The sequence below is a fragment of the Varunaivibrio sulfuroxidans genome (assembly GCF_029318635.1).
GTDB classification, from domain to species: Bacteria; Pseudomonadota; Alphaproteobacteria; order Rhodospirillales; family Magnetovibrionaceae; genus Varunaivibrio; species Varunaivibrio sulfuroxidans.
On sequence record NZ_CP119676.1, the window covers coordinates 610,848 to 630,010 of the forward strand.

Annotated in this window: 18 protein-coding genes; 9 read left to right on the forward strand and 9 right to left on the reverse strand. The window is 57.6% G+C overall.

Annotated elements, in window-relative coordinates; all coding sequences use genetic code 11:
- Positions 1–183: 183 nt before the first annotated feature.
- Positions 184–990, reverse strand: coding sequence for an alpha/beta fold hydrolase (locus P3M64_RS02770; protein WP_243644710.1), 807 nt, complete (start codon positions 988–990; stop codon positions 184–186).
- A 264-nt stretch (positions 991–1,254) separates the two neighbouring features.
- Between P3M64_RS02770 and P3M64_RS02775 the strand changes: the two genes are divergently transcribed.
- Both P3M64_RS02775 and P3M64_RS02780 read left to right on the forward strand, forming a co-directional pair.
- Positions 1,255–1,899, forward strand: a complete 645-nt coding sequence (locus P3M64_RS02775) for a BON domain-containing protein (RefSeq protein ID WP_132938197.1) — start codon at positions 1,255–1,257, stop codon at positions 1,897–1,899.
- Positions 1,900–1,971: 72 nt separating this feature from the next.
- Positions 1,972–3,216: a threonine ammonia-lyase gene (locus tag P3M64_RS02780; protein ID WP_132938196.1), complete on the forward strand. Its 1,245-nt coding sequence runs from the start codon at positions 1,972–1,974 to the stop codon at positions 3,214–3,216.
- A gap of 12 nt (positions 3,217–3,228) precedes the next feature.
- Here P3M64_RS02780 and P3M64_RS02785 read toward each other — a convergent pair whose 3' ends face one another.
- Together P3M64_RS02785 and P3M64_RS02790 are read right to left on the reverse strand one after the other, a co-directional pair.
- Entirely contained in the window at positions 3,229–4,035 is an 807-nt protein-coding gene (locus P3M64_RS02785; RefSeq protein ID WP_132938195.1) for a class I SAM-dependent methyltransferase, read from the reverse strand.
- Positions 4,036–4,146: 111 nt separating this feature from the next.
- Positions 4,147–4,686, reverse strand: coding sequence for a flavin reductase family protein (locus P3M64_RS02790; protein ID WP_132938194.1), 540 nt, complete (start codon positions 4,684–4,686; stop codon positions 4,147–4,149).
- Between the two features lie 187 nt (positions 4,687–4,873).
- On the opposite strand from P3M64_RS02790, the gene motA reads away from it, so the two are divergent.
- From motA to P3M64_RS02820, 6 genes are all read left to right on the forward strand, one after another.
- Positions 4,874–5,737 carry a flagellar motor stator protein MotA gene (motA, locus tag P3M64_RS02795; protein ID WP_132938193.1) on the forward strand — a complete coding sequence of 288 codons (864 nt, stop codon included), beginning with the start codon at positions 4,874–4,876 and terminating at the stop codon, positions 5,735–5,737.
- Positions 5,738–5,760: 23 nt separating this feature from the next.
- Positions 5,761–6,696, forward strand: a complete 936-nt coding sequence (gene motB, locus P3M64_RS02800; protein WP_132938192.1) for a flagellar motor protein MotB — start codon at positions 5,761–5,763, stop codon at positions 6,694–6,696.
- Between the two features lie 56 nt (positions 6,697–6,752).
- Positions 6,753–7,478 (forward strand): arginyltransferase, encoded by a 726-nt coding sequence (locus P3M64_RS02805; RefSeq protein WP_132938191.1) that lies wholly within the window; start codon positions 6,753–6,755, stop codon positions 7,476–7,478.
- A 141-nt stretch (positions 7,479–7,619) separates the two neighbouring features.
- Positions 7,620–8,711 (forward strand): TRAP transporter substrate-binding protein, encoded by a 1,092-nt coding sequence (locus P3M64_RS02810; protein ID WP_132938190.1) that lies wholly within the window; start codon positions 7,620–7,622, stop codon positions 8,709–8,711.
- A 132-nt stretch (positions 8,712–8,843) separates the two neighbouring features.
- A complete protein-coding gene (locus P3M64_RS02815) occupies positions 8,844–9,374 on the forward strand; it encodes a TRAP transporter small permease subunit (RefSeq protein WP_207893100.1) in 531 nt (176 codons plus the stop codon).
- Positions 9,375–9,377: 3 nt separating this feature from the next.
- On the forward strand, positions 9,378–10,970 hold the full coding sequence (locus tag P3M64_RS02820; RefSeq protein WP_132938189.1) for a TRAP transporter large permease: 1,593 nt from the start codon (positions 9,378–9,380) through the stop codon (positions 10,968–10,970).
- Positions 10,971–11,163: 193 nt separating this feature from the next.
- On the opposite strand, the gene parC is transcribed toward P3M64_RS02820, so the two are convergent.
- From parC to recO, 5 genes are all read right to left on the reverse strand, one after another.
- Positions 11,164–13,413: a DNA topoisomerase IV subunit A gene (gene parC / locus P3M64_RS02825; protein ID WP_132938188.1), complete on the reverse strand. Its 2,250-nt coding sequence runs from the start codon at positions 13,411–13,413 to the stop codon at positions 11,164–11,166.
- 213 nt (positions 13,414–13,626) lie between these two features.
- Complete coding sequence (locus P3M64_RS02830; RefSeq protein ID WP_207893099.1) at positions 13,627–14,199, reverse strand: efflux RND transporter periplasmic adaptor subunit; 573 nt, start codon at positions 14,197–14,199, stop codon at positions 13,627–13,629.
- Positions 14,189–15,169, reverse strand: a complete 981-nt coding sequence (locus P3M64_RS02835; protein ID WP_132938186.1) for a hypothetical protein — start codon at positions 15,167–15,169, stop codon at positions 14,189–14,191. The genes P3M64_RS02830 and P3M64_RS02835 overlap by 11 nt, the downstream gene beginning before the upstream one ends.
- Positions 15,166–15,663: a thioredoxin family protein gene (locus tag P3M64_RS02840; protein WP_165886234.1), complete on the reverse strand. Its 498-nt coding sequence runs from the start codon at positions 15,661–15,663 to the stop codon at positions 15,166–15,168. Before P3M64_RS02840 ends, P3M64_RS02835 begins: the two co-directional genes overlap by 4 nt.
- A gap of 293 nt (positions 15,664–15,956) precedes the next feature.
- On the reverse strand, positions 15,957–16,691 hold the full coding sequence (gene recO / locus P3M64_RS02845) for a DNA repair protein RecO (RefSeq protein ID WP_132938184.1): 735 nt from the start codon (positions 16,689–16,691) through the stop codon (positions 15,957–15,959).
- A 281-nt stretch (positions 16,692–16,972) separates the two neighbouring features.
- Between recO and P3M64_RS02850 the strand changes: the two genes are divergently transcribed.
- Positions 16,973–18,157 carry a pyridoxal-phosphate-dependent aminotransferase family protein gene (locus P3M64_RS02850; RefSeq protein WP_132938183.1) on the forward strand — a complete coding sequence of 395 codons (1,185 nt, stop codon included), beginning with the start codon at positions 16,973–16,975 and terminating at the stop codon, positions 18,155–18,157.
- 85 nt (positions 18,158–18,242) lie between these two features.
- Here P3M64_RS02850 and era read toward each other — a convergent pair whose 3' ends face one another.
- Positions 18,243–19,145, reverse strand: coding sequence for a GTPase Era (gene era, locus P3M64_RS02855; protein ID WP_132938182.1), 903 nt, complete (start codon positions 19,143–19,145; stop codon positions 18,243–18,245).
- Positions 19,146–19,163: the final 18 nt, after the last annotated feature.

The following is a 19,163-nucleotide window of genomic DNA, read 5'->3' on the forward strand; positions in this document are numbered from 1 at the left end:
GCGTTCTCGGGGGACTTCTCGAAAAACGCGCAGACCGAAAATTATCGCGGATATTGAACCTAATATGGTTGCTAGCATACCTATCGCCAAACGAAAAAAAAGATTGTTTATCGCGAAACGGTTATTTCCGAATAGACGCGAAAATACGGCCCTTCCGTTCCGATCCATAGCCTGCGCCACGCCCTATTTCTTCAACCATGCGCGAACGGTGGCGATTTGCTCCGCCGCCATCAAGGCCGGGGCGTGGCCGGTATTGGGGATTTCCACCCACTGGGCGCAGGCGTTGCGCGCCACCATTTCACGGGCGCAATCGGCGCTGAGAATATCCGAGCGCTCGCCCCTAAGGATCAACGTCGGGCAACGCACCCGGTCCCATAACGCCCACAAATCGACATCGTCGAACCGCCCCTCGCCGTTGCGCACGAAGCCTTGGGCGATCGCCGGATCGTAGTTTAGGGTCCATCTTCCATCGTCGCCCCGTCGGGCGCTGTGGCGGGCGAGATGCGCCCACTGCGCGTCATCAAGCGTTCCGAACGAGCCGTGGACGCGACGCAGGTATGTCTCGACCTCCTGCATGGATTCGAAAAACGGCGCCTTACCGACGTACTCGGCCAAACGTTCCAGGGCCTTGCCCGGAATAACCGCGCCGATATCGTTCAACACCAAACGCCGGATCGGACTGCCCGGTTGGGCCGCCAACATCATGCCGATCAATCCCCCCATGGAGGTGCCCACCCAATCGACCCGCTCTACCCCCAGACGCGCAATCAAGGCCGCCATGTCGGCCATGTACTGGGGGTAGCCATAGTCCTCGGGGCGCTCTAACCGGTCGCTGCACCCCCGACCGACGATGTCGGGGCAAGCGACAGCCGCGTAATCCGCGCCGAGGGCCTGTGCGAGAATGTCGAAATCGCGGGCGTTTCTGGTCAGGCCATGCACGCAAACGCAACACCCCGAAACGTTGAAGCCCGGCCAAAGCACATAGGCCACACGATGAAACCCATGAGGTCCAAGAGACAAAAAATTATTTTTTTCCATGCGATCATACACTTTAGTGATGTTTCAAGATTAAGTTAAGACTTGCCCCTATAGTTTCACAAAACAGACGCACCAGATTAATAGGTCCTGACTCTAGCCAAGAAAGCGGACATGGTATAGGCATGAGTATTGGCGTGGGCATGACATGAGCACGGCTCACGGCGATCTTCAACCACCCCGGATAGCCTCCGGGCAACGGCATCCAAGGAGTATACCATGTACGCGCGCGCCAAATTCGTGGCGGCCCTTCCCCGCCACATCCCGGTCTTGGTCTTGGCCCTTTTCCTCGGAGCCTGCGGAACGCAAGGGGTGGTCGTTCAGGCGGTGCAGGCCCCGTTTGAAAACCGTCTGGCCGAACAACAGGTTGTCGATGCCAAAATCAAGACGGCGCTGCTCGAACGTCTCGCCAAGATCGACAAAATGCTCCTGATCGACGTTACGGTCGATGTTTGGAAACGCGAGGTTTTGCTCACTGGCGCGTTGGAAAGTCCGTCTCTGCGCGCCAAAGTCCTTGCGGCGGCCCACGCCGACGCCAGAACCAAAAAAATATATGATGAAATCCAGATTGTCAGCGCCGCGCGCCATCAAGACCGCCGCGATATGATGGACAAAGCGAAAGCAGGCGCAGCACGTGTCGGCGACGCCCTGAATGACGTCTGGATTGAAACCAAAATCAAGGGGCAATTGGTCGCGGCGAAGGACGTCGGCTCCATCAATTACCGCTGGCGTTCGGTATTCGGCGTGGTCTCGATCATCGGCGAGGCGCGCACCCCCCAGGAACGACGAACCGTGGAATCGATTATCCGCCATGTCGAAGGCGTGCGTAAACTTAACGCCTTCATCTCCATCGCTTCCCATTGAAGACGTCAACCGTCTGGACGTGAAGATAAAACACGCCCATCCTGGAGAAGCCACGCCCATCCCGGAGAAGCCATGAGCATTACGGTCGAACATATTGAGCGCGCCCACGCGCGCATCGCCTCGGACATCCTGCGCACGCCGTGCATCCCATCCCCTTCCCTGAGCGCCCTGAGCGGGACCGAAGTCGTGCTCAAGCTGGAAAATTTTCAGCACACCGGATCGTTCAAGCCACGCGGCGCGTTGAACAAGCTCCTCAGCCTAAGCGATCAGGAACGCGCCCGCGGGGTGGTCGCGGCGTCTGCCGGAAACCACGCCCAAGGCGTCGCCTATCATGCTCAAAGATTGGGCATTCCCGCCCTGATCGCCATGCCCAAGGGAACGCCGTTCACCAAGGTCGGGCGCACCGAATCCCTCGGCGCCGAAATTATCTTGATCGGCGACGACCTGAACGAAGCGCGCGATCACGCCCTGAAAATCGCGGCCCGGCAGGATCGTGTCTTCGTACACCCTTACGACGACGAACACGTCATCGCCGGACAGGGGTCGATCGGCCTTGAAATCGTTCACGACACCCCCTTTCCCCTCGATGTGGTCATCGTGCCGATCGGTGGCGGCGGCCTGATCGCGGGCATCGCCATCGCCCTTAAGGCGCATTGGCCGAACGTCGAAATTATCGGCGCCGAGGCGGCGCTTTACCCATCCATGTTCAACGCGCTGCGGGGGAACGCGCCCGACCAACCGAGGGGGGGCGGACAAACCGTGGCCGAAGGCATCGCCGTCAAGGCCCCTGGCGAGATCACCCGCAAGATCATCAAAACGCATGTCTCGGATATTGTGCTCGCCGATGAAGCCGCCCTTGAAAATGCCATCCAGGTTTACCTGGAAACCCAGCGCATTGTCGTTGAGGGGGCCGGCGCCGCGTCCCTTGCTGTCTTGCTCGGCGATCCCGACCGCTTCAAGGGACGGCGCGTCGGGTTGGTCGTCTCGGGGGGAAACATCGATTCTCGGGTCCTGGCGTCCGTTCTCATGCGCGGATTGGTGCGCGCGGGACGCTTGGTCCGTCTCAGAGTGAAAATTTTCGACGCCCCCGGCGCGCTCGCCACCGTCGCCACACTGATCGGCGAAACCGGCGCCAACATCGTCGAAGTATACCATCAGCGTCTATTTTCAGATGTCCCCATTAAGCAGGCGGAGATGGATGTCGTCGTCGAAACCGTGGATAAAATTCACGTCCGTACACTTTTGGACAAACTCAACGCCGCCGGATTCGCTACCCGCTTGATGAGCGACACCTCCATCGAAACCGCGTCGGGATAAGCGCCCCCGCGATCACATCCGCCAAATAAGCAGGCGGGTCTTGCGCCGATCATCGACGCAAAACGTTTCGTCGGGCGTAACCCCTTCGACGGCGAACGAATTGCTGATCAAAATACTTCCGGGACGCATTTCCTCGTTCGCCTTCTCATGCAGTGCGCGCATCGGCGTCGGAGACAGAAAGGCGTAAACAACGTCGAAATCGCGAAAATTCACATCCCAGAAATTCCGATATCGCAGTTCGACGTTGGGTCTTCGGAAAATCATGTGTAACCGCACCCAGGACACGATGAACGGAAACGGGGCGGTTTCGCACCCTACGAAGTGAACGTCGGGCCGGTGCTTCGAGAGCGCAAGCAAAACCCCGGCGAAACCGTGACCCGCATCGAGCACGCGCGCATCGCGGTAGGGGGCGATATATTGCGCAAGAGCCTTCGCCGTCGTCGCGTTGGTGAGAAACAAAGGAACCCGACCGAAAACACTGTTCCAAAAAACCAGCACCCAAACCACGATAATTAGCGGAAAAATCCACCCCGGCAGGGGAAAGGCGCTGATCCCAAAAACAAAAATCGGCAGCAAAAGCTGTATCGCGCTCCACCACCACTCTAGGGCGAACAGGCGGCTGAAAAGCGCCGCCGCGAATCCTTGCGTCAACACCAAGATAGGGATGGGAATCGCAATCACGGAAAAGCGTTTACCCAGCCAAAAGAGCAAAAAAGAAACCCCGCCCCCCAAAATGAGAGCGACCAAGAACCGCGCCAGCGCCCCGATGCGGCCTTTCACGAGCCGGTCGCGTCCAATAGCATCATCGCGTCGCGCCATCGTATCCCGCTTCCCTACGCCCCCGCTTCTCTATACTGACGAGCGCATGCCGCCTTGTTCTGCCGTCCCGTTCAGTTTAACCGGAAAAAAGTCTCTGGGGCGCGTCGAATATTACCCGATCTTCCCGTATTCGCGGCGAAAATGAAGCAAAGGGCGGCGGCTCTCGTCAAATTGGGCGCGCAAGACCCGCCCGATCATGATGTAGTGGTCGCCTTCCTCATGCATTTTACTGCGCTCACATTCCAAAGTGGCGACCGCCCCCCTCAAAATTGGGGCGCCATGGTCCCACAGATCATAATCGACACCGTCGAAGTCTATCCCTTGAGTGCGCGCGAAACGGTCGGACAGGGCCACTTGACCGGCGCTGAGGACATTCACGGCAAAAAAACGCGCTTGGGAAAATTTCTCCGCACGCGCGGAATTCTGCCCGATACACACCAAAATCAATGGCGGATCAAGAGAAAGTGATGTAAACGCACTGACGGTCATCGCATAGGGGTGGGCATTTTCATCGCACGCGCTAACAACGGTGACGCCACTGGCGAAATTGCTTAGCGCATTGCGAAAAGTCGCTTGATCAACATTCACGAATTCAAATCCCGACGTAAATTCAATGGGCGTGGCGACATCGACGCCACGCACGGCTCTCATACAATCAAAACCTTTTTTCTTCAAAAAAAATTTTGAATTACAAATCTATAGATTATGTTTGGTGTGAGTATGTGTTTTTAAAGTCCCGTGATGGCGGGCGGAATTGCGCTTTACGAACTTTGGGGCATTCGAATAGCCGTTCTCAGGCACACGACAGGGCGACTTCTTGCTGTTTTGAGGAACAATAATGCTATTTATCGTTGGTATAGTCGTGGTTATCGGTGCCGTTATCGGCGGCTTCATGGGGGCCGGCGGGCACCTCGTCGTTCTCTGGCAACCACTGGAATTCGTCATCATTTTCGGTGCCGCGATTGGCGCCTTTCTTATATCCAACCCCAAAAGCGTCATTACCGGCACACTAAAATCCTTGGGAAAGCTAATCAAGGGTCCAAAATACGGTCGCGACGATTATATGGAACTGCTCTCCGTGCTCTACACGGTCTTCAAGCTGGCCAAAAGCAAGGGAGACCTGGCTCTTGAGTCTCACGTCGAAAACCCGGACGACAGCTCTATTTTTCAACAATACCCGGGCTTTCACAGTGATCATCATGCCGTCGAATTTCTCTGCGATTACCTAAGAATGCTCACGCTAGGAACATCCAATCCCCACGAGGTCGGCGACATCATGGATTTGGAGCTCGAATCCCATCACGAGGAACACCACAACATCACTTCGGCGGTCACGACCCTCGCCGATGGAACGCCCGCGCTGGGCATCGTCGCCGCGGTTTTGGGCATTATCCATACCATGGGCTCGATCACGGAACCCCCTGAAATCCTGGGTCATCTAATCGGCGCGGCCCTTGTTGGAACCTTCAGTGGTATTCTGTTTTCCTATGGTTTTTTTGGACCTATGGCGGGATCCCTGACCCATACGTTCAACTCGGAAAGCCAATATTTGACCTGCATTCGCGCCGGAATTATCGCGCACATGCAAGGATACGCCCCGCAGGTTTCCATTGAATTCGCCCGCAAGACACTGGGTTCCGACGTACGCCCGACATTCGCCGAACTCGAAGATTCCGTGCAAAACGCGGGGGACGCCGGCTAATTCTCGGCGGATAAAACACAAAGATGTCGCAACCTCCCATCATCGTCAAAAAGGTTAAAAAGGCCGCCCATGGCCACCACGGCGGGGCATGGAAAATCGCCTATGCCGATTTCGTCACCGCGATGATGGCCTTCTTCCTGCTGCTCTGGCTGTTAAACGCAGTCACGCAGGAGCAACTCCAGGGCATCGCCGATTATTTCGCCCCCACGGTCACCTCCAAAAGCCAAAGCGGCGCCGGCGACATTCTGGGCGGAAAATCGATCGAAGTTCCCGGCGCCAACGAAACGGTGACCGCCCGCGCCAGCGTCACCATGGATCTCCCCCCGCCCAAGGCGGGCAGCGGTGGGCAAACCGGCGGCGGCGACGCGGGATTTGAGAATCCGCCGCCGGATCAAACGGCCGAGGCCATACAAAAGAAAAAAGAAGAGCAGCAATTCAAGCAAGCCCAGCAACAATTGCAGGACGCCCTCAAGGCGGCGCCGGGACTGAAGCAATTGGCCAAGTCCCTGCTTATTCAAGACACCCCCGAGGGGCTTCGCATCCAACTGGTGGACCAAGATGGGCTGGCGATGTTTCCCAGCGGCAGCGCCGTTATGTACGAACACACCCACAATCTGCTAAAATTGGTCGCCGAGGCGATAAAAAACCTACCGCAAGATATATCGATCAGCGGACACACCGACGCCGTGCCCTTCAAAGGGGCCAGCGGGTATTCGAACTGGGAATTGTCCGCCGATCGCGCCAATGCCGCGCGGCGGGAATTGGTCTCACTGGGCATTCCGGAAAAGCGCATCGCCATGGTGGTGGGGCGGGCGGCGAACGATCCCCTCCTCAAGGACGATCCGAAGAATGCGCGCAATAGGAGGCTTTCGATCGTGCTTCTTCGGGGGACAGGAAAGCCCGCGGCGCCGGCGCAACCACGCGTGCCACCGAGCATTATAAACCCGCAAAAAGACTAGCGCCGCCTTATAAAATAGGACCTTGATCATTGGGCGGTAGGGAAAAGAGTTCGAGCATGGATAGAGGCGCCTACACTCCGAGACACCATTTTTTCACCACGACCCCCCTGCCCTGCCCCTATCTCGAAGGCCGGGTCGAGCGCCGCCTGGTGACCGAACTGGTCGGCCCCGAATCTTCCCTGCTTCACGACATCCTAACCCTATCCGGGTTCCGCCGCTCGCATTCCATCGTCTACGCCCCGGTTTGCCAAAACTGCCAAGCATGCATCCCCGTGCGCATCCCGACCCGACGGTTCAAGCCGGGGAAAACGCAACGGCGGCTCTGGAAGTATAACAGCGACCTCGTCGCGCGCGAACGTCCCGCTCAGGCGACCCGGGAGCAGTTCAACCTGTTTCACACATACCTCCTCCATCGTCACGGCGAAGGCGACATGGCGATGATGGAAGAAGATGATTTTGAAACCATGGTCTCCGACAGTCCGGTCGATACCGCTATTTTTGAATTTCGCGACCCTCAAGGAACGCTCCTCGCCGCGTGCCTAACCGACAGCGTCCGAGGAGGATATTCCGCCGTTTATAGCTTTTACGACCCGGACATCGGTAAGCGTAGCCTGGGGACGTACATGATCATGTGGCTCGTCGAACACGCCAAAAGCCAAAATCTCGACTACGTCTATTTAGGGTTTTGGATTCGTGACAGCCGAAAAATGGCTTACAAAGCATTATTCCATCCCCTTGAGTCCTATTGCAACGGAAAGTGGTGTGATTTAAACATTTTTTGAAATTTTCTTTTAAACCTTCGTTGCGTTACATAGATGTTCGATATAGTCTCGCCCACACCATTGTATGACTGTTCCACGGCCTGTTGAGGTAACTTTATTACCGCCTCCGCAAAGTACGAGTTTTCAGGGAGAAACAATTCAATGAAACGTCGCGATTTTTTGAGGGGAGCCACCGTCGCCGGTGTCGCTTCCGCGGCCTCCGCCCTTGCCGCTCCAGCCCTTGCGCAGGGCGTGCGCGAGCTTAAAATGGTCACCACCTGGCCGAAGAATTTCCCCGGTCTGGGCACCGGCGCGCAGCGTCTGGCTGATTCCATCACCGCTATGAGTGAAGGAAAACTCAAGGTTACCCTCTATTCCGCCGGAGAATTGGTCCCCGCGCTGGAATCCTTCGACGCCGTGTCCGGCGGTACCGCCGACATGTATCATGGCGCAGAGTATTATTGGCAAGGTAAGAACAAGGCTTTTAATTTCTTCGCCGCCGTGCCCTTCGGCCTAACCGCGAACGAAATGGACGCCTGGGTCAACTACGGCGGCGGCCAACAGTTGTGGGATGAACTGTCCGCGAAATTCAACATCAAGCCTTTCGCCGCCGGCAATACGGGCGTGCAGATGGCCGGTTGGTACAACAAAGAGATCAAGTCGGTTGAAGACTACAAGGGTTTGAAAATCCGCATGCCGGGCCTGGGCGGCGAAGTTCTGCGTCGGCTCGGCGCCGCTGCGGTCACCCTCCCCGGCGGTGAAATCTTCCCCGCCTTACAGTCGGGCGCGATCGACGCCACCGAGTGGGTGGGCCCCTGGAACGATCTCGCCTTCGGCTTTTATAAGGTCACCAAATATTACTACTGGCCGGGCTTCCATGAGCCGGGCTCGACGCTCAGTTGCGGCATGAATAAGGGGGTTTGGGACAGCCTGGATGCGGGGCAAAAATCCATTATACAGGTGGCCTGCGCCGCGGAAAACAACCGGATGTACTCGGAATTTAACGCTAAGAACGGCGACGCCCTGGTCACCCTGGTCGAAAAGCACGGCGTCAAACTGCGCCAAATGCCCAACGACGTCATGATGAAAATCGGTGAAATTTCCGGCGAAGTCGTCCGCGAAACCGGACAAAGCGACCCGCTGGCGCAAAAAGTTTACGATAGCTTCATCAAGTTCCGTAAAAACGCGATCGCCTACGAGAAAATATCCTCTCAAGCCTACGCCAACGCCCGGCTTTTGCCCTTTAAGTATTAAGTCCGCATGACGCCACAGGAAAGGCCCGCTTCCCAAAAGGAGAGCGGGCCTTCTCAATTAACCACACACGCGGACTTATAATAACAACCCTCGGACAATTACCCCCCTAGAGATCGGAAGGAGAGACGGATCGTGCAGTCTATCGCCCACGTGGTCCGCTTGATCGATGCATTCAACACACGCATCGGCCGAGGCCTTGCCTGGATGACCCTATTGATGGTCTTGACCCAGTTCGCCATTGTCGTCATGCGCTACATTTTTGGCGTCAGCATCATCAAGATGCAGGAATCCATCGTTTATATGCATTCCTTCGTCTTCCTGATCGGCGCCGGATATACGATGTTGCGCGAAGGTCACGTCCGGGTCGATATTTTTTATCGCGAGGCCGCGCCGCGGACCAAGGCCATCGTTGATTTCCTGGGCGCAATCGTCTTCTTGATCCCCGTGTGCGTCTTGATCACCTGGTATACGTGGCCCTATGTCACCTCATCCTGGGCCGTCTGGGAAGGCTCCAAGGAAACCAGCGGCATTCAAGCCGTCTACATCCTAAAAACGACCATCTTGCTTTTTACCTTCGTGATGACCCTACAGGGCATTTCCATGGCGCTGCGCTCTTTTCTTTTGCTGGTGGGCCACAACAACGGCGCACAGGGGAATTCATAAACTATGCTAAGCAAAGAAACTCTCGACATCACGATGTTCGCCGTCGTTTGTCTTTTCCTATTGGCGGGATTCCCCGTTGCTTTCACCCTAGCCGGAACCGGCCTTGTCTTCGCCGGCATCGGCGCATCCATGGGTATTTTCGATTTCTCTATTTTCGGCGCCTTGCCTTCGCGTATTTTCGGCAACGCGATGACCAACGAAGTGTTGATCGCCGTACCTCTCTTTGTCTTCATGGGGGTGATGCTGGAACGCTCCAAGGTCGCCGAGGAATTGCTCGACAGCATGAGCATGCTGTTCGGCAGCCTACGCGGCGGTTTGGGGTTTTCGGTCACCATCGTGGGCGCCTTGTTGGCCGCCTCGACCGGAATCGTCGGGGCGACCGTGGTCACCATGGGGTTGTTGTCCCTGCCGACCATGATGAAAAGGGGGTATTCAAAATCGCTGGCCTGCGGATCCATCTGCGCTGCGGGAACATTGGGGCAAATCATTCCCCCCTCGATCGTTCTGGTCCTGTTGGGCGATCAAATTTCCAACGCCTACGTGGACGCCCAGCGCGCCATCGGCAACTGGTCTCCGGAACCGGTTTCGGTCGGCGATCTCTTTGCCGGCGCCTTGTTGCCGGGATTGACCCTGGTCGCCATGTATATAGGTTACCAAATTTTGATGGCCTGGTTGCGACCCCAGACCTCTCCCGCCATCCCCGAAGAGGAAATCAACGTCGATGGTCTGGCCTGGCGGATCGCGCAAGCCATGTTGCCTCCGGTAATTTTGATTATCGCCGTACTCGGTTCCATCCTGTCGGGTATCGCCACCCCCACCGAGGCCGCTTCGGTCGGCGCCATGGGCTCGATCATGCTGGCGGGCGTACGATTGAGCGACACGGGGAAAAAATCCATCTACCTGGGGGCTGCATCCCTGTTGCTCCTTCTGATTTTGTCCAATACCCTCGACCTTAGGATCTCCCGCGACGACCTGACACATGCCGACATGGTTGGCATTGCTTTAGCCGGCATCGCGACATTGGGGATGATGTGGGGGGTATTCGTCAGCCTGCGCCAAGTTCTTAGAATCAATGTCGGCACATCACCCCATCCCGTCCTGATCGAGGTCATGCGCACGACGCTAAAAATTTCCTCCATGGTGTTCGTCATTCTGGTTGGGGCCTCCGTCTTTTCCCTCGTTTTCCGCGGACTGGGCGGCGATGAATTCGTCCACAGAATTCTCAGCGACCTTCCGGGTGGGAAATGGGGCGCAATCTCGGTCGTCATGGCGGTGATGTTCGTACTTGGGTTTTTCCTCGACTTCATCGAAATCACCATTGTCGTGGTTCCCATCGTCGCCCCGGTCCTATTGAAAATGGATGTCAATCCCGTTTGGCTTGGGGTCATGATGGCGATGAACTTGCAAACCTCCTTCCTTACGCCGCCCTTCGGTTTCGCCCTGTTTTATTTGCGCGGAGTGGCCCCCAGAGAAGTGTCCACCATGGATATTTACCGTGGAGTCGCCCCGTTTGTATTGATTCAGATCATCGGGCTTTTGACCCTCGCCGCTTTTCCCGCGATCGCAACATGGCTGCCGACGATCGTTTTTCAATAGAGAAAAACCAGCTAAACAGGCGCATCGTCCTTCCCCCGCAAGGAACCGATCCTTGCGGGGGTTTTTTACAGCAGCGCTTCAAGGCCACGAAAAAAGGACGACCACAAAAGATCGCCCCCCTTCTTCCCAATATGGGCCACGCTAAAATTTCATGCGCCGACGGCGACCGCGGCAAGCTCCATGGTTTCTCCGATCAGGAAAAACGGTTCGACGTCGGAAACCCACGCGGGGCCATCACCCCGGATTGCGCGCGTTTGCTCAGCCATGAACGCAGATCGGTTTCCGTCCGCCATCCCGAGCCGAACGGCCAAGAAAGTCCGGTTTCCATTGAAAACCCCTTGATATCATTCAAGGTCGCGCCGCCGCCCTTTTTATAGCGCTGCAAGATCACGCCCTTCCCCCGCCCCATGAGCGGGAGTTCGCTCAACGGGAAAATCAGCATCTTACGGTTTGTGCCGATCACGGCGAGGTGGTCGGCGCCGGCGTCGAGAACCGCGCAAGCGACCGCTTCCTCGCCCGGCGCAAGGTTTAGGACCTGTTTGCCGTTCTTGGTCTGGGCGATAACATCCTTTTCCGCGACGACGAACCCTCGCCCGCTGTCCGATGCGACCACGAGGCGGCGCTCGGGATCATGGGTCAGGATCGCGGTCACGTCGTGCTCGTTACCCAGATCGATCATCAGGCGCAACGGCTCGCCATTGCCGCGCCCACCCGGCAACTTATCGCCGCCAAGGGTGTAAAAGCGCCCATTTGTGGCGAAAACGAGGATTTTATCCGTGGTCTGGGCATGAACCGCGAAACGTCCCTTGTCGCCATCCTTGAAGCGCAGATCCTTCACCGCGCCATCGTCGAGATGCCCCTTGATGGCGCGCACCCATCCCTTTTGCGAGCACACCACGGTGATCGGTTCACGCTCGATCAAGGCCTCTAGGGGGACCACCACGGCGCTGGGCGGCGCGCCGATATCGGTCCGCCGTTTGCCCAGCGCCGTGGCGGCGCCAAATTCAGCCTTGATGGCGGCGATTTCCTTGCCGATGGTTTTCCAGCGCAGCGGTTCGTCGTCCAACAGCGCCAACAGGCCGCTTTTTTCCAGATTCAAGGCGTCATGTTCGGTACGGATTTCGATTTCCTCGAGTTTGCGCAACTGGCGTAGGCGCATATTCAAGATCGCCTCGGCCTGAATGTCGCTCAGGGCGAATTGCCGAATCATGACCGCCTTGGGCTCATCCTCGGTGCGGATGATGTGGATGACTTCATCCAGATTTAGAAAGGCGATCAGCATGCCGCCCAGAATTTCCAGACGATGATCTATTTTCTCTAGGCGATGGCGCGAGCGGCGCTCCAAAACATCCATGCGGTGATCGAGGAACGCCTGTAAAACCTGGCGCAGATCCATCACGCTGGGGGTGCGCGCCGCGTCTAGAACGTTCATGTTCAAGCTGAAACGGGTTTCCAGGTCGGTCAGCTTGAACAGTTGTTCCATCAGCATCTCGGGATCGACGGCGCGGCTTTTCGGCTCGATCACCAGGCGAATGTCTTCCGCCGATTCATCGCGAATGTCATCGACGAAAGGCAATTTCCGAGCGGTCATCATCTCGGCGATTTTTTCGATCAGGCGCGATTTTTGGACCTGATAGGGGATCTCGGTAATGACGATTTGATAGACTCCGCGGCCGAGATCTTCGCACTGCCAGCGGGCGCGCAGGCGAAACCCGCCCTTCCCCGTCTTGTAGGCGTCGATCACACTATCGCGCGATTCGACTAAAATGCCCCCGGTGGGAAAATCCGGTCCGGGAATAAAGTCAACCAGCTTATCCACACTGGCGCCTGGGTGCTTGATCATATAGGCCAGGGCGTCACACAATTCCCCCACGTTATGCGGTGGAATCGAGGTCGCCATCCCCACCGCGATCCCCGCCGAACCATTGGCGAGAAGATTGGGAAAGCGTGCAGGAAGAACCACCGGTTCCTCGTCCTCGCCATCGTAGGTTTGGCGAAAATCGACGGCATCCTCATCGAGGCCGTCCATCAGGGCCACGGCAACGGCGGTCATGCGCGATTCCGTATAACGCATAGCGGCGGCGTTATCGCCATCGATGTTGCCGAAATTGCCCTGCCCATCGACCAAGGGATAGCGCACCGCAAAATCCTGGGCTAGGCGCACCAGGGTTTCGTAAACGGCGCTGTCGCCATGGGGATGATACTTACCGATGACGTCACCGACCACACGGGCGCATTTTTTATAGCCGTTCTTAGGGTCCAGTTTCAGTTGCCGCATGGCGAACAACAGGCGCCGATGAACCGGCTTCAAACCATCGCGCACGTCGGGCAAAGAACGCGACATGATGGTTGATAACGCATAGGACAGGTAGCGTTCGCTGAGGGCGTCGCTAAGGCGGGTGTCGATGATGTTGTCGTCTTCTTCGCGAGCGGGATCGCTCATGGGATCTGTCACCTGTGACTGTTCTTAAAAAAGTATGCCCAACGAGGCCTTCGTAAATTTCAAGAATCTCCGAAGCATACCGTTCATAGTATCCCATGAACAACGGGCGTCAACGCCCACCCCTGGGGTGTTCCTGGGGAAAACTCCGACGGATCGCGGACAATCAAGGCGACCTGGAAAAATGACCTGGCAAAGCGGCCTGGACGCGGTGTGTCAGGGCGTTGTAATCACGACGACGGGCGGCGCCGCGATAGCGGGATTGGCGAGCAAACCGCGATACCCCGACACCGACTTGACCGTTCCCGCGACCGGCGACGTCAAGGTCGCATGATCCAGGTCCCACTGCGCGCGCAGATGCGCTTCTTCAGCCTTGGCCCGATCGCGTTTCGCCGTGCGCAGTCCCACATCGGCCTGTTCCAACGCCTGCCCCGACGCTGAAAGGTCGTCATAGCGCTGTTTCACGCGGTCGTATTCCTTCTCGGCCAGGGTGACCGCATTATTGGCCAGATCGAGAGCCGAGCGGGCCGTATTCAGGCGCGCCCGATACACGCGATCGTCCAAACGGGCCAGGACGTCTCCGGCGGCGACCGCCTGCCCCGGCTTGACCGAAACGGCGTCGATAACGCCGAACACCGCAAAACCATAGCCACGATCGGCGGCGCGGGCGACGTCGGAAAATCCATGAAACACGACCAATCCGATCACGACACTCAGCACCCAAAACACGCGGCGGGGGCACTTTTCGCGCCGCGCAATATCCTGGGTTTCTGCGCTTTTACTGCGCATCGCTCTGCCCAAACCCGGTGCCTGATTTTGGAACATATCCCCCCCTTTCCTCGCCTTTTTTTTGCCCCGTCAACCGATAGAGAAACTGGGGATCTAGCCCCTTAAAGGTCGGTTGGTCGGGGTCGCTGTTTTCGTTTCCCAGTAAAATGGACAGCAAATACACGTTACTGTAGTAAGCCTTCGCCGCGCGCACCATTTCGGCCTCGCCCATCGTCACCTCACCCATGGCGGCGCCCAGCGACGAGGCCCGGTCTTGTTGGTAAATTTCCTGGGCAAGCAACAGATTGCGGCGCAAATAATCAAGGTTCGCCCGCGCCGCGACGGCAAACTGCCAGGCATCCTTGATATTCAATATGGTATGCAGAATTTTACGTCGAATACGTGGATCCGCCCGCGTCATGGAAAATTTTTTCAAGGTCGGACCCAAATCAATTTGCGGCGGCTTGTCCTTAGGCGGCGCAGGTGGATCGACCAATTCGTCGGGTAGGGCAAGACCGGTAAAGGCGCTTAGGCGATCACGCAGGATCGCATTGCGTGTTCGTTCGCGGTAGAGGTCCAACCGCGTCGCCTCGGTCACGGCGAGCATTTTGGCCACATCGACGGGGTTTACCCGCCCATCCTTGGCGTCGTCGCGGGCCCGGGTCCACATCAGGTAATCATGGGTGTGCCGCTCGTTAAGGCCGCGCAGCATGATTTCCGATTCGTGAAGATCGAAATACACCCTCAACCCCTCCAGAAAGACGCTGTATTGCGCCGACACGCCCAGTTCGCGCGGGGCCAACGTGGACAGCACGAAATCGGTCCCCTGCGCGCCGACATGGGCCGCGATCTGGCGCACCACCCCCTGGGGCGTGGACGCCAGAACGTGCGCACCCGCGCCCCCGGAAGCGGAGGCCGCCCGGGGTGTTGCGGGAAGGGCCGTCAAAAAAAAGAGCGACACCCCCCAGGCCACGCGCTTGACGGCGATCATTGCGACTGATCCCTCAGATAGCGAAAAAAGGACTTTCCGCTTTTATAAACCCCATCCTCGACATAGCGTCCGGCAAGATAGAATTGCTGCGGGTCCAGATACCCCGTGGTACGCAGCACATCGTGGCCTTGCCTGTCGTAAAAAACGATCACCGGCGTCGCGCGCACCCGCATTTTGTGGCCGAAGTCACTTTCAGTCATCGTCTTTCCATCGGGCGTAACGACGCTCAGGCTGCCGCGGATATTGCTTTCGATCATGACGAAATGCTTGGTGAAATAACCATCCACCTTGGGGTCGGGAAAAACCCGCGCGCGCATTTTGTCACAATAGGGACAGCCCGCCTGATGGAAAAAAATGATCAAATTTTTATCATTTCCGGCCGCGTCGGCGATTTCCGAAGGAAAATCATTGTCGATGCTTTGAATGATAAAATCGCTTTGCGCGCGGGCCACGCCCCCCGACGCCCCCCACAACAGCAGCGTCGCAAAAAGCATGCCCCACCATGCCTCCCGACGCGGCCACGCGCGGTCGCGGCCACCTCGCGCCATACCATTTCGAAACGCCATCGTTTCAAGACCTCCCTTTTATCCTTCTCCCCATCCGGCGGCGGTTTTTTCTTGGGAAATTCCCACACACCCGCTTTGCTTCCGGTTTCGAACTTTGTTTATCCGTCCGTGTTTTTAACCGATTGCGCCGTGATCAAAATTCTCCCGCTTTGCGCGTGAAAAAGCCAGGGTTTTCTTCTTTGCTTTTTTCTTATTTGGCTTCGACACAGCGCCCCACCACATTACGGAGAAACGAAACGTTGCGCCAATCGAAGACGCGCGTCAGGTAGAGGCCTGCCCATTGGGTCATAAATGAAGCGGCCCAGAAAAAACGCCGTCAGGCGCAAACCGGCGGCGATTTCGTGGCGCGAAAAGGCGCTTCCATCGCGTACTTGAGGGCGCAAAAAAGGCGGAAGTTCCAACAGCTTATCCCGATAAGGCCGTCCCTCCGCGGCGCAAACGGCGCGCCCACTTTTGGGCGAGACGAAAACCAAATCCTCCGTAACGCCGCTGGCGGCGCAACGCGTCAGATCCAGAGGGAAGCCGGTTTGCGCCAAAAAACCCAGTTCCCAGCGCACGTATAAAGCCGCCCAATGCGGCCTGTGCAAGTGTCCCAAAAGCACCGTCAGGGCGTCGAAGATAGGGGGATGAGATTCTCGTTCCGGCAACGCGGTCAGGCTTAGGGCGCACGCCGCGCTCAAGGCGGCCAAGGGGCCCGGACGATCAAGCACGGCGGCGCTATAGGCCTCGATCATTTCACACTTATAGGCGCCCAGGTGATCTTCCAAGCGCGCGCGCCAGTGAACGTCGAGCAAGTTTCCCGGTTGCAAGTCCCCCCGCGCGCGCTTTCCCGTCCCCCCGCGCACCAACCCACCATGCACGCCGTGCGCGCGGGTCAACAAGCTGACGATCGCCGACGATTCTCCATGCTTGCGCAGGGACAGCACAATTCCCCGATCCGACCATTCAACCGCCATCGCGCGCGCACCACTTCCTTCTTAAGGACCGTTCCAGCCATAGGATATCCTCCTTATAACGCATTATCGGCCTTGACCACGCGCCCGAACGGACAATTTTCTTTGCCTTCACATGTCCCACACGGTATTGACAATGCACACGACATTGCGTGCTTTTGATCGAAAAATACCGTGTAAAAGAAAAAAACTTATCAAAAATAACTTTAAAGTGGTTGAATTTCACGGGTTTTATCCAAAACGCACGAACATATCGACCGCAGCAAGAAAATCGTAGGAACCCCATGACCGTCACTTCGTTCAATCCCCCGCTCCGCACCCTGATGGGCCCCGGCCCGTCCGATGTTCACCCCCGCGTCCTAAGCGCACTGGCGCGCCCGACGATCGGACATCTCGACCCTCAGTTCGTCGCCATGATGGACGAAATGAAAGGATTGCTCCACCACGCATTTCAAACCGAAAACCCCCTGACCATTCCCCTGAGCGGGCCGGGCTCGGTGGGCATGGAAACGTGTTTCGTCAATCTCATCGAACCGGGCGATAGGGTCATCGTCTGCCAAAACGGCGTCTTTGGAGGACGCATGAAAGAGAACGTCGAGCGCTGCGGCGCGACGGCGATCATGGTCGAAGACGACTGGGGGCTTCCCGTCGATCCAGGTAAGGTCGAGGACGCCCTGAAAGCCAATCCCGGCGTTAAGGCGGTGGCGTTCGTCCATGCCGAAACATCGACCGGCGTACAGTCCGACGCCGCCCTATTGTGCCGCCTCGCCCAGGAACACGGCGCGTTGAGCATCGTTGACGCCGTGACCTCCTTGGGCGGCACCCCGGTGCTGACCGACGAATGGGGCGCCGACGCCATTTACTCGGGATCGCAAAAATGTTTGTCGTGCGTGCCGGGACTTTCCCCGGTGACTCTCTCCCGACGCGCCGAAGACGTCATTCGCGGACGCAACCACAAGGTACAAAGCTGGTTCATGGATCTAAACCTGATAATGGGATACTGGGGCGATTCCGGGGCGAGCCGTTCCTATCACCACACCGCGCCGATCAATGCGTTGTACGCCCTGCACGAATCTCTGATCATGCTGCGCGAGGAAGGCGTCGAGAATGCTTGGAAGCGCCACGCCAGGATGTCCAAGGCCTTGGTTGCGGGCTTGAGCGCCATCGGTCTTGAGATGCTTGTCGATGAGACGGCGCGCCTGCCGCAGCTCAATTCGGTGAAGATCCCCGAGGGCGTCAATGAGGCCGAGGTTCGCCGCCGCCTGTTGGTCGATTACGATCTGGAAATCGGCGCCGGATTGGGCGCGTTGGCGGGTAAGGTTTGGCGCATCGGTCTGATGGGCGCGGGGGCGACCCCTAAGAACGTCACGCTCTGCCTTGGCGCCCTACAGGCGGTATTGACCGACATGAAAGCCGACATCGGTCATGGCGACGCCGTTCAGGCGGCGCAAAAGGTCCTGATGGCGTAATCTATCAAGAGGGGGCTTTCCTGCGAGAAGAGAAAAGGCGGCCATGACATGTGGCCGCCTTTTTTCAGGGGTGGATATTCGGCGTTTAAGCGTCGTAATCCAAGCCCCAATCGCGGTAACGGTCGGGATCGTCGCCCCATTTTTCGCGGACTTTGACAAACAGGAAAACGTGCACCCGGCGCTCCAAGATTTCCTCCAGCTCCAGGCGCGACGCCGCCCCGATTTGCTTGATCCGCGCGCCGCCCTTGCCCAAAATGATCCCCTTCTGACTGTCCCGTTCGACGAAAATAACCTGGCGGATCGCAACCGAGCCGTCGGGGCGCTCTTCCCATTCCTCGGTTTCCACCGTGGCCGCGTAGGGCAATTCCTGGTGCAATTGCAAGTACAACTTCTCCCGCGTGATCTCGGCCGCCAGTAGGCGGTCGTTCATGTCGGACAATTGATCTTCGGGATAATGCCACGGCCCCTCGGGAACGCGCGCCGCCAGGGCGTCGAGCAAGTCGCCGACGCCGTCGCCGGTTTCGGCGGAAACCAGGAAGGTTTCGCTGAAGATCCCCTCTTCGTCGAGCCGGGAAATTTGCGCCAGAAGATCGGCCTTTTTCACCAGGTCGATCTTGTTGAGGACCAACACGACCCGCCGTCCGTCAGCCTTGAAGCGCGCGATGATCCGTTCGCTGTCGCGATCGATGCCGCGCTTGGCGTCGATTACCATCAAGGTGGTGTCGGCATCCTCGGCGCCCGTCCACGCCGCCGCGACCATAGCCCGGTCAAGCCGCCGACGGGGCGTGAAAATGCCCGGCGTGTCGATGAAAATAAGCTGTGCCCGGTCGTGCTGGGCAATGCCTAAGACCCGAGTGCGCGTGGTCTGCACCTTGGGCGAGACGATCGAAACCTTACTGCCGACAATTCGGTTCAACAGCGTTGACTTGCCGACGTTGGGCGCGCCGACGATGGCGATAAAACCGCACCGTTGTGCCTTTACGTTCATTTGTTGTCCTTCGGCGGC

What these genes read in the sequence shown, in the direction of transcription:
- P3M64_RS02780 (WP_132938196.1), top strand. Translation starts at nt 1,972, where the DNA reads ATGAGCATTACGGTCGAACATATTGAGCGCGCCCACGCGCGCATCGCC.
- P3M64_RS02850 (WP_132938183.1), top strand. Translation starts at nt 16,973, where the DNA reads ATGACCGTCACTTCGTTCAATCCCCCGCTCCGCACCCTGATGGGCCCC.
- P3M64_RS02790 (WP_132938194.1), bottom strand. Translation starts at nt 4,686, where the DNA reads ATGAGAGCCGTGCGTGGCGTCGATGTCGCCACGCCCATTGAATTTACG.
- P3M64_RS02785 (WP_132938195.1), bottom strand. Translation starts at nt 4,035, where the DNA reads ATGGCGCGACGCGATGATGCTATTGGACGCGACCGGCTCGTGAAAGGC.
- motB (WP_132938192.1), top strand. Translation starts at nt 5,761, where the DNA reads ATGTCGCAACCTCCCATCATCGTCAAAAAGGTTAAAAAGGCCGCCCAT.
- P3M64_RS02820 (WP_132938189.1), top strand. Translation starts at nt 9,378, where the DNA reads ATGCTAAGCAAAGAAACTCTCGACATCACGATGTTCGCCGTCGTTTGT.
- P3M64_RS02830 (WP_207893099.1), bottom strand. Translation starts at nt 14,199, where the DNA reads ATGCGCAGTAAAAGCGCAGAAACCCAGGATATTGCGCGGCGCGAAAAG.
- parC (WP_132938188.1), bottom strand. Translation starts at nt 13,413, where the DNA reads ATGAGCGATCCCGCTCGCGAAGAAGACGACAACATCATCGACACCCGC.
- P3M64_RS02810 (WP_132938190.1), top strand. Translation starts at nt 7,620, where the DNA reads ATGAAACGTCGCGATTTTTTGAGGGGAGCCACCGTCGCCGGTGTCGCT.
- P3M64_RS02805 (WP_132938191.1), top strand. Translation starts at nt 6,753, where the DNA reads ATGGATAGAGGCGCCTACACTCCGAGACACCATTTTTTCACCACGACC.
- P3M64_RS02835 (WP_132938186.1), bottom strand. Translation starts at nt 15,169, where the DNA reads ATGATCGCCGTCAAGCGCGTGGCCTGGGGGGTGTCGCTCTTTTTTTTG.
- motA (WP_132938193.1), top strand. Translation starts at nt 4,874, where the DNA reads ATGCTATTTATCGTTGGTATAGTCGTGGTTATCGGTGCCGTTATCGGC.
- recO (WP_132938184.1), bottom strand. Translation starts at nt 16,691, where the DNA reads ATGGCGGTTGAATGGTCGGATCGGGGAATTGTGCTGTCCCTGCGCAAG.
- P3M64_RS02775 (WP_132938197.1), top strand. Translation starts at nt 1,255, where the DNA reads ATGTACGCGCGCGCCAAATTCGTGGCGGCCCTTCCCCGCCACATCCCG.
- P3M64_RS02840 (WP_165886234.1), bottom strand. Translation starts at nt 15,663, where the DNA reads ATGCTTTTTGCGACGCTGCTGTTGTGGGGGGCGTCGGGGGGCGTGGCC.
- era (WP_132938182.1), bottom strand. Translation starts at nt 19,145, where the DNA reads ATGAACGTAAAGGCACAACGGTGCGGTTTTATCGCCATCGTCGGCGCG.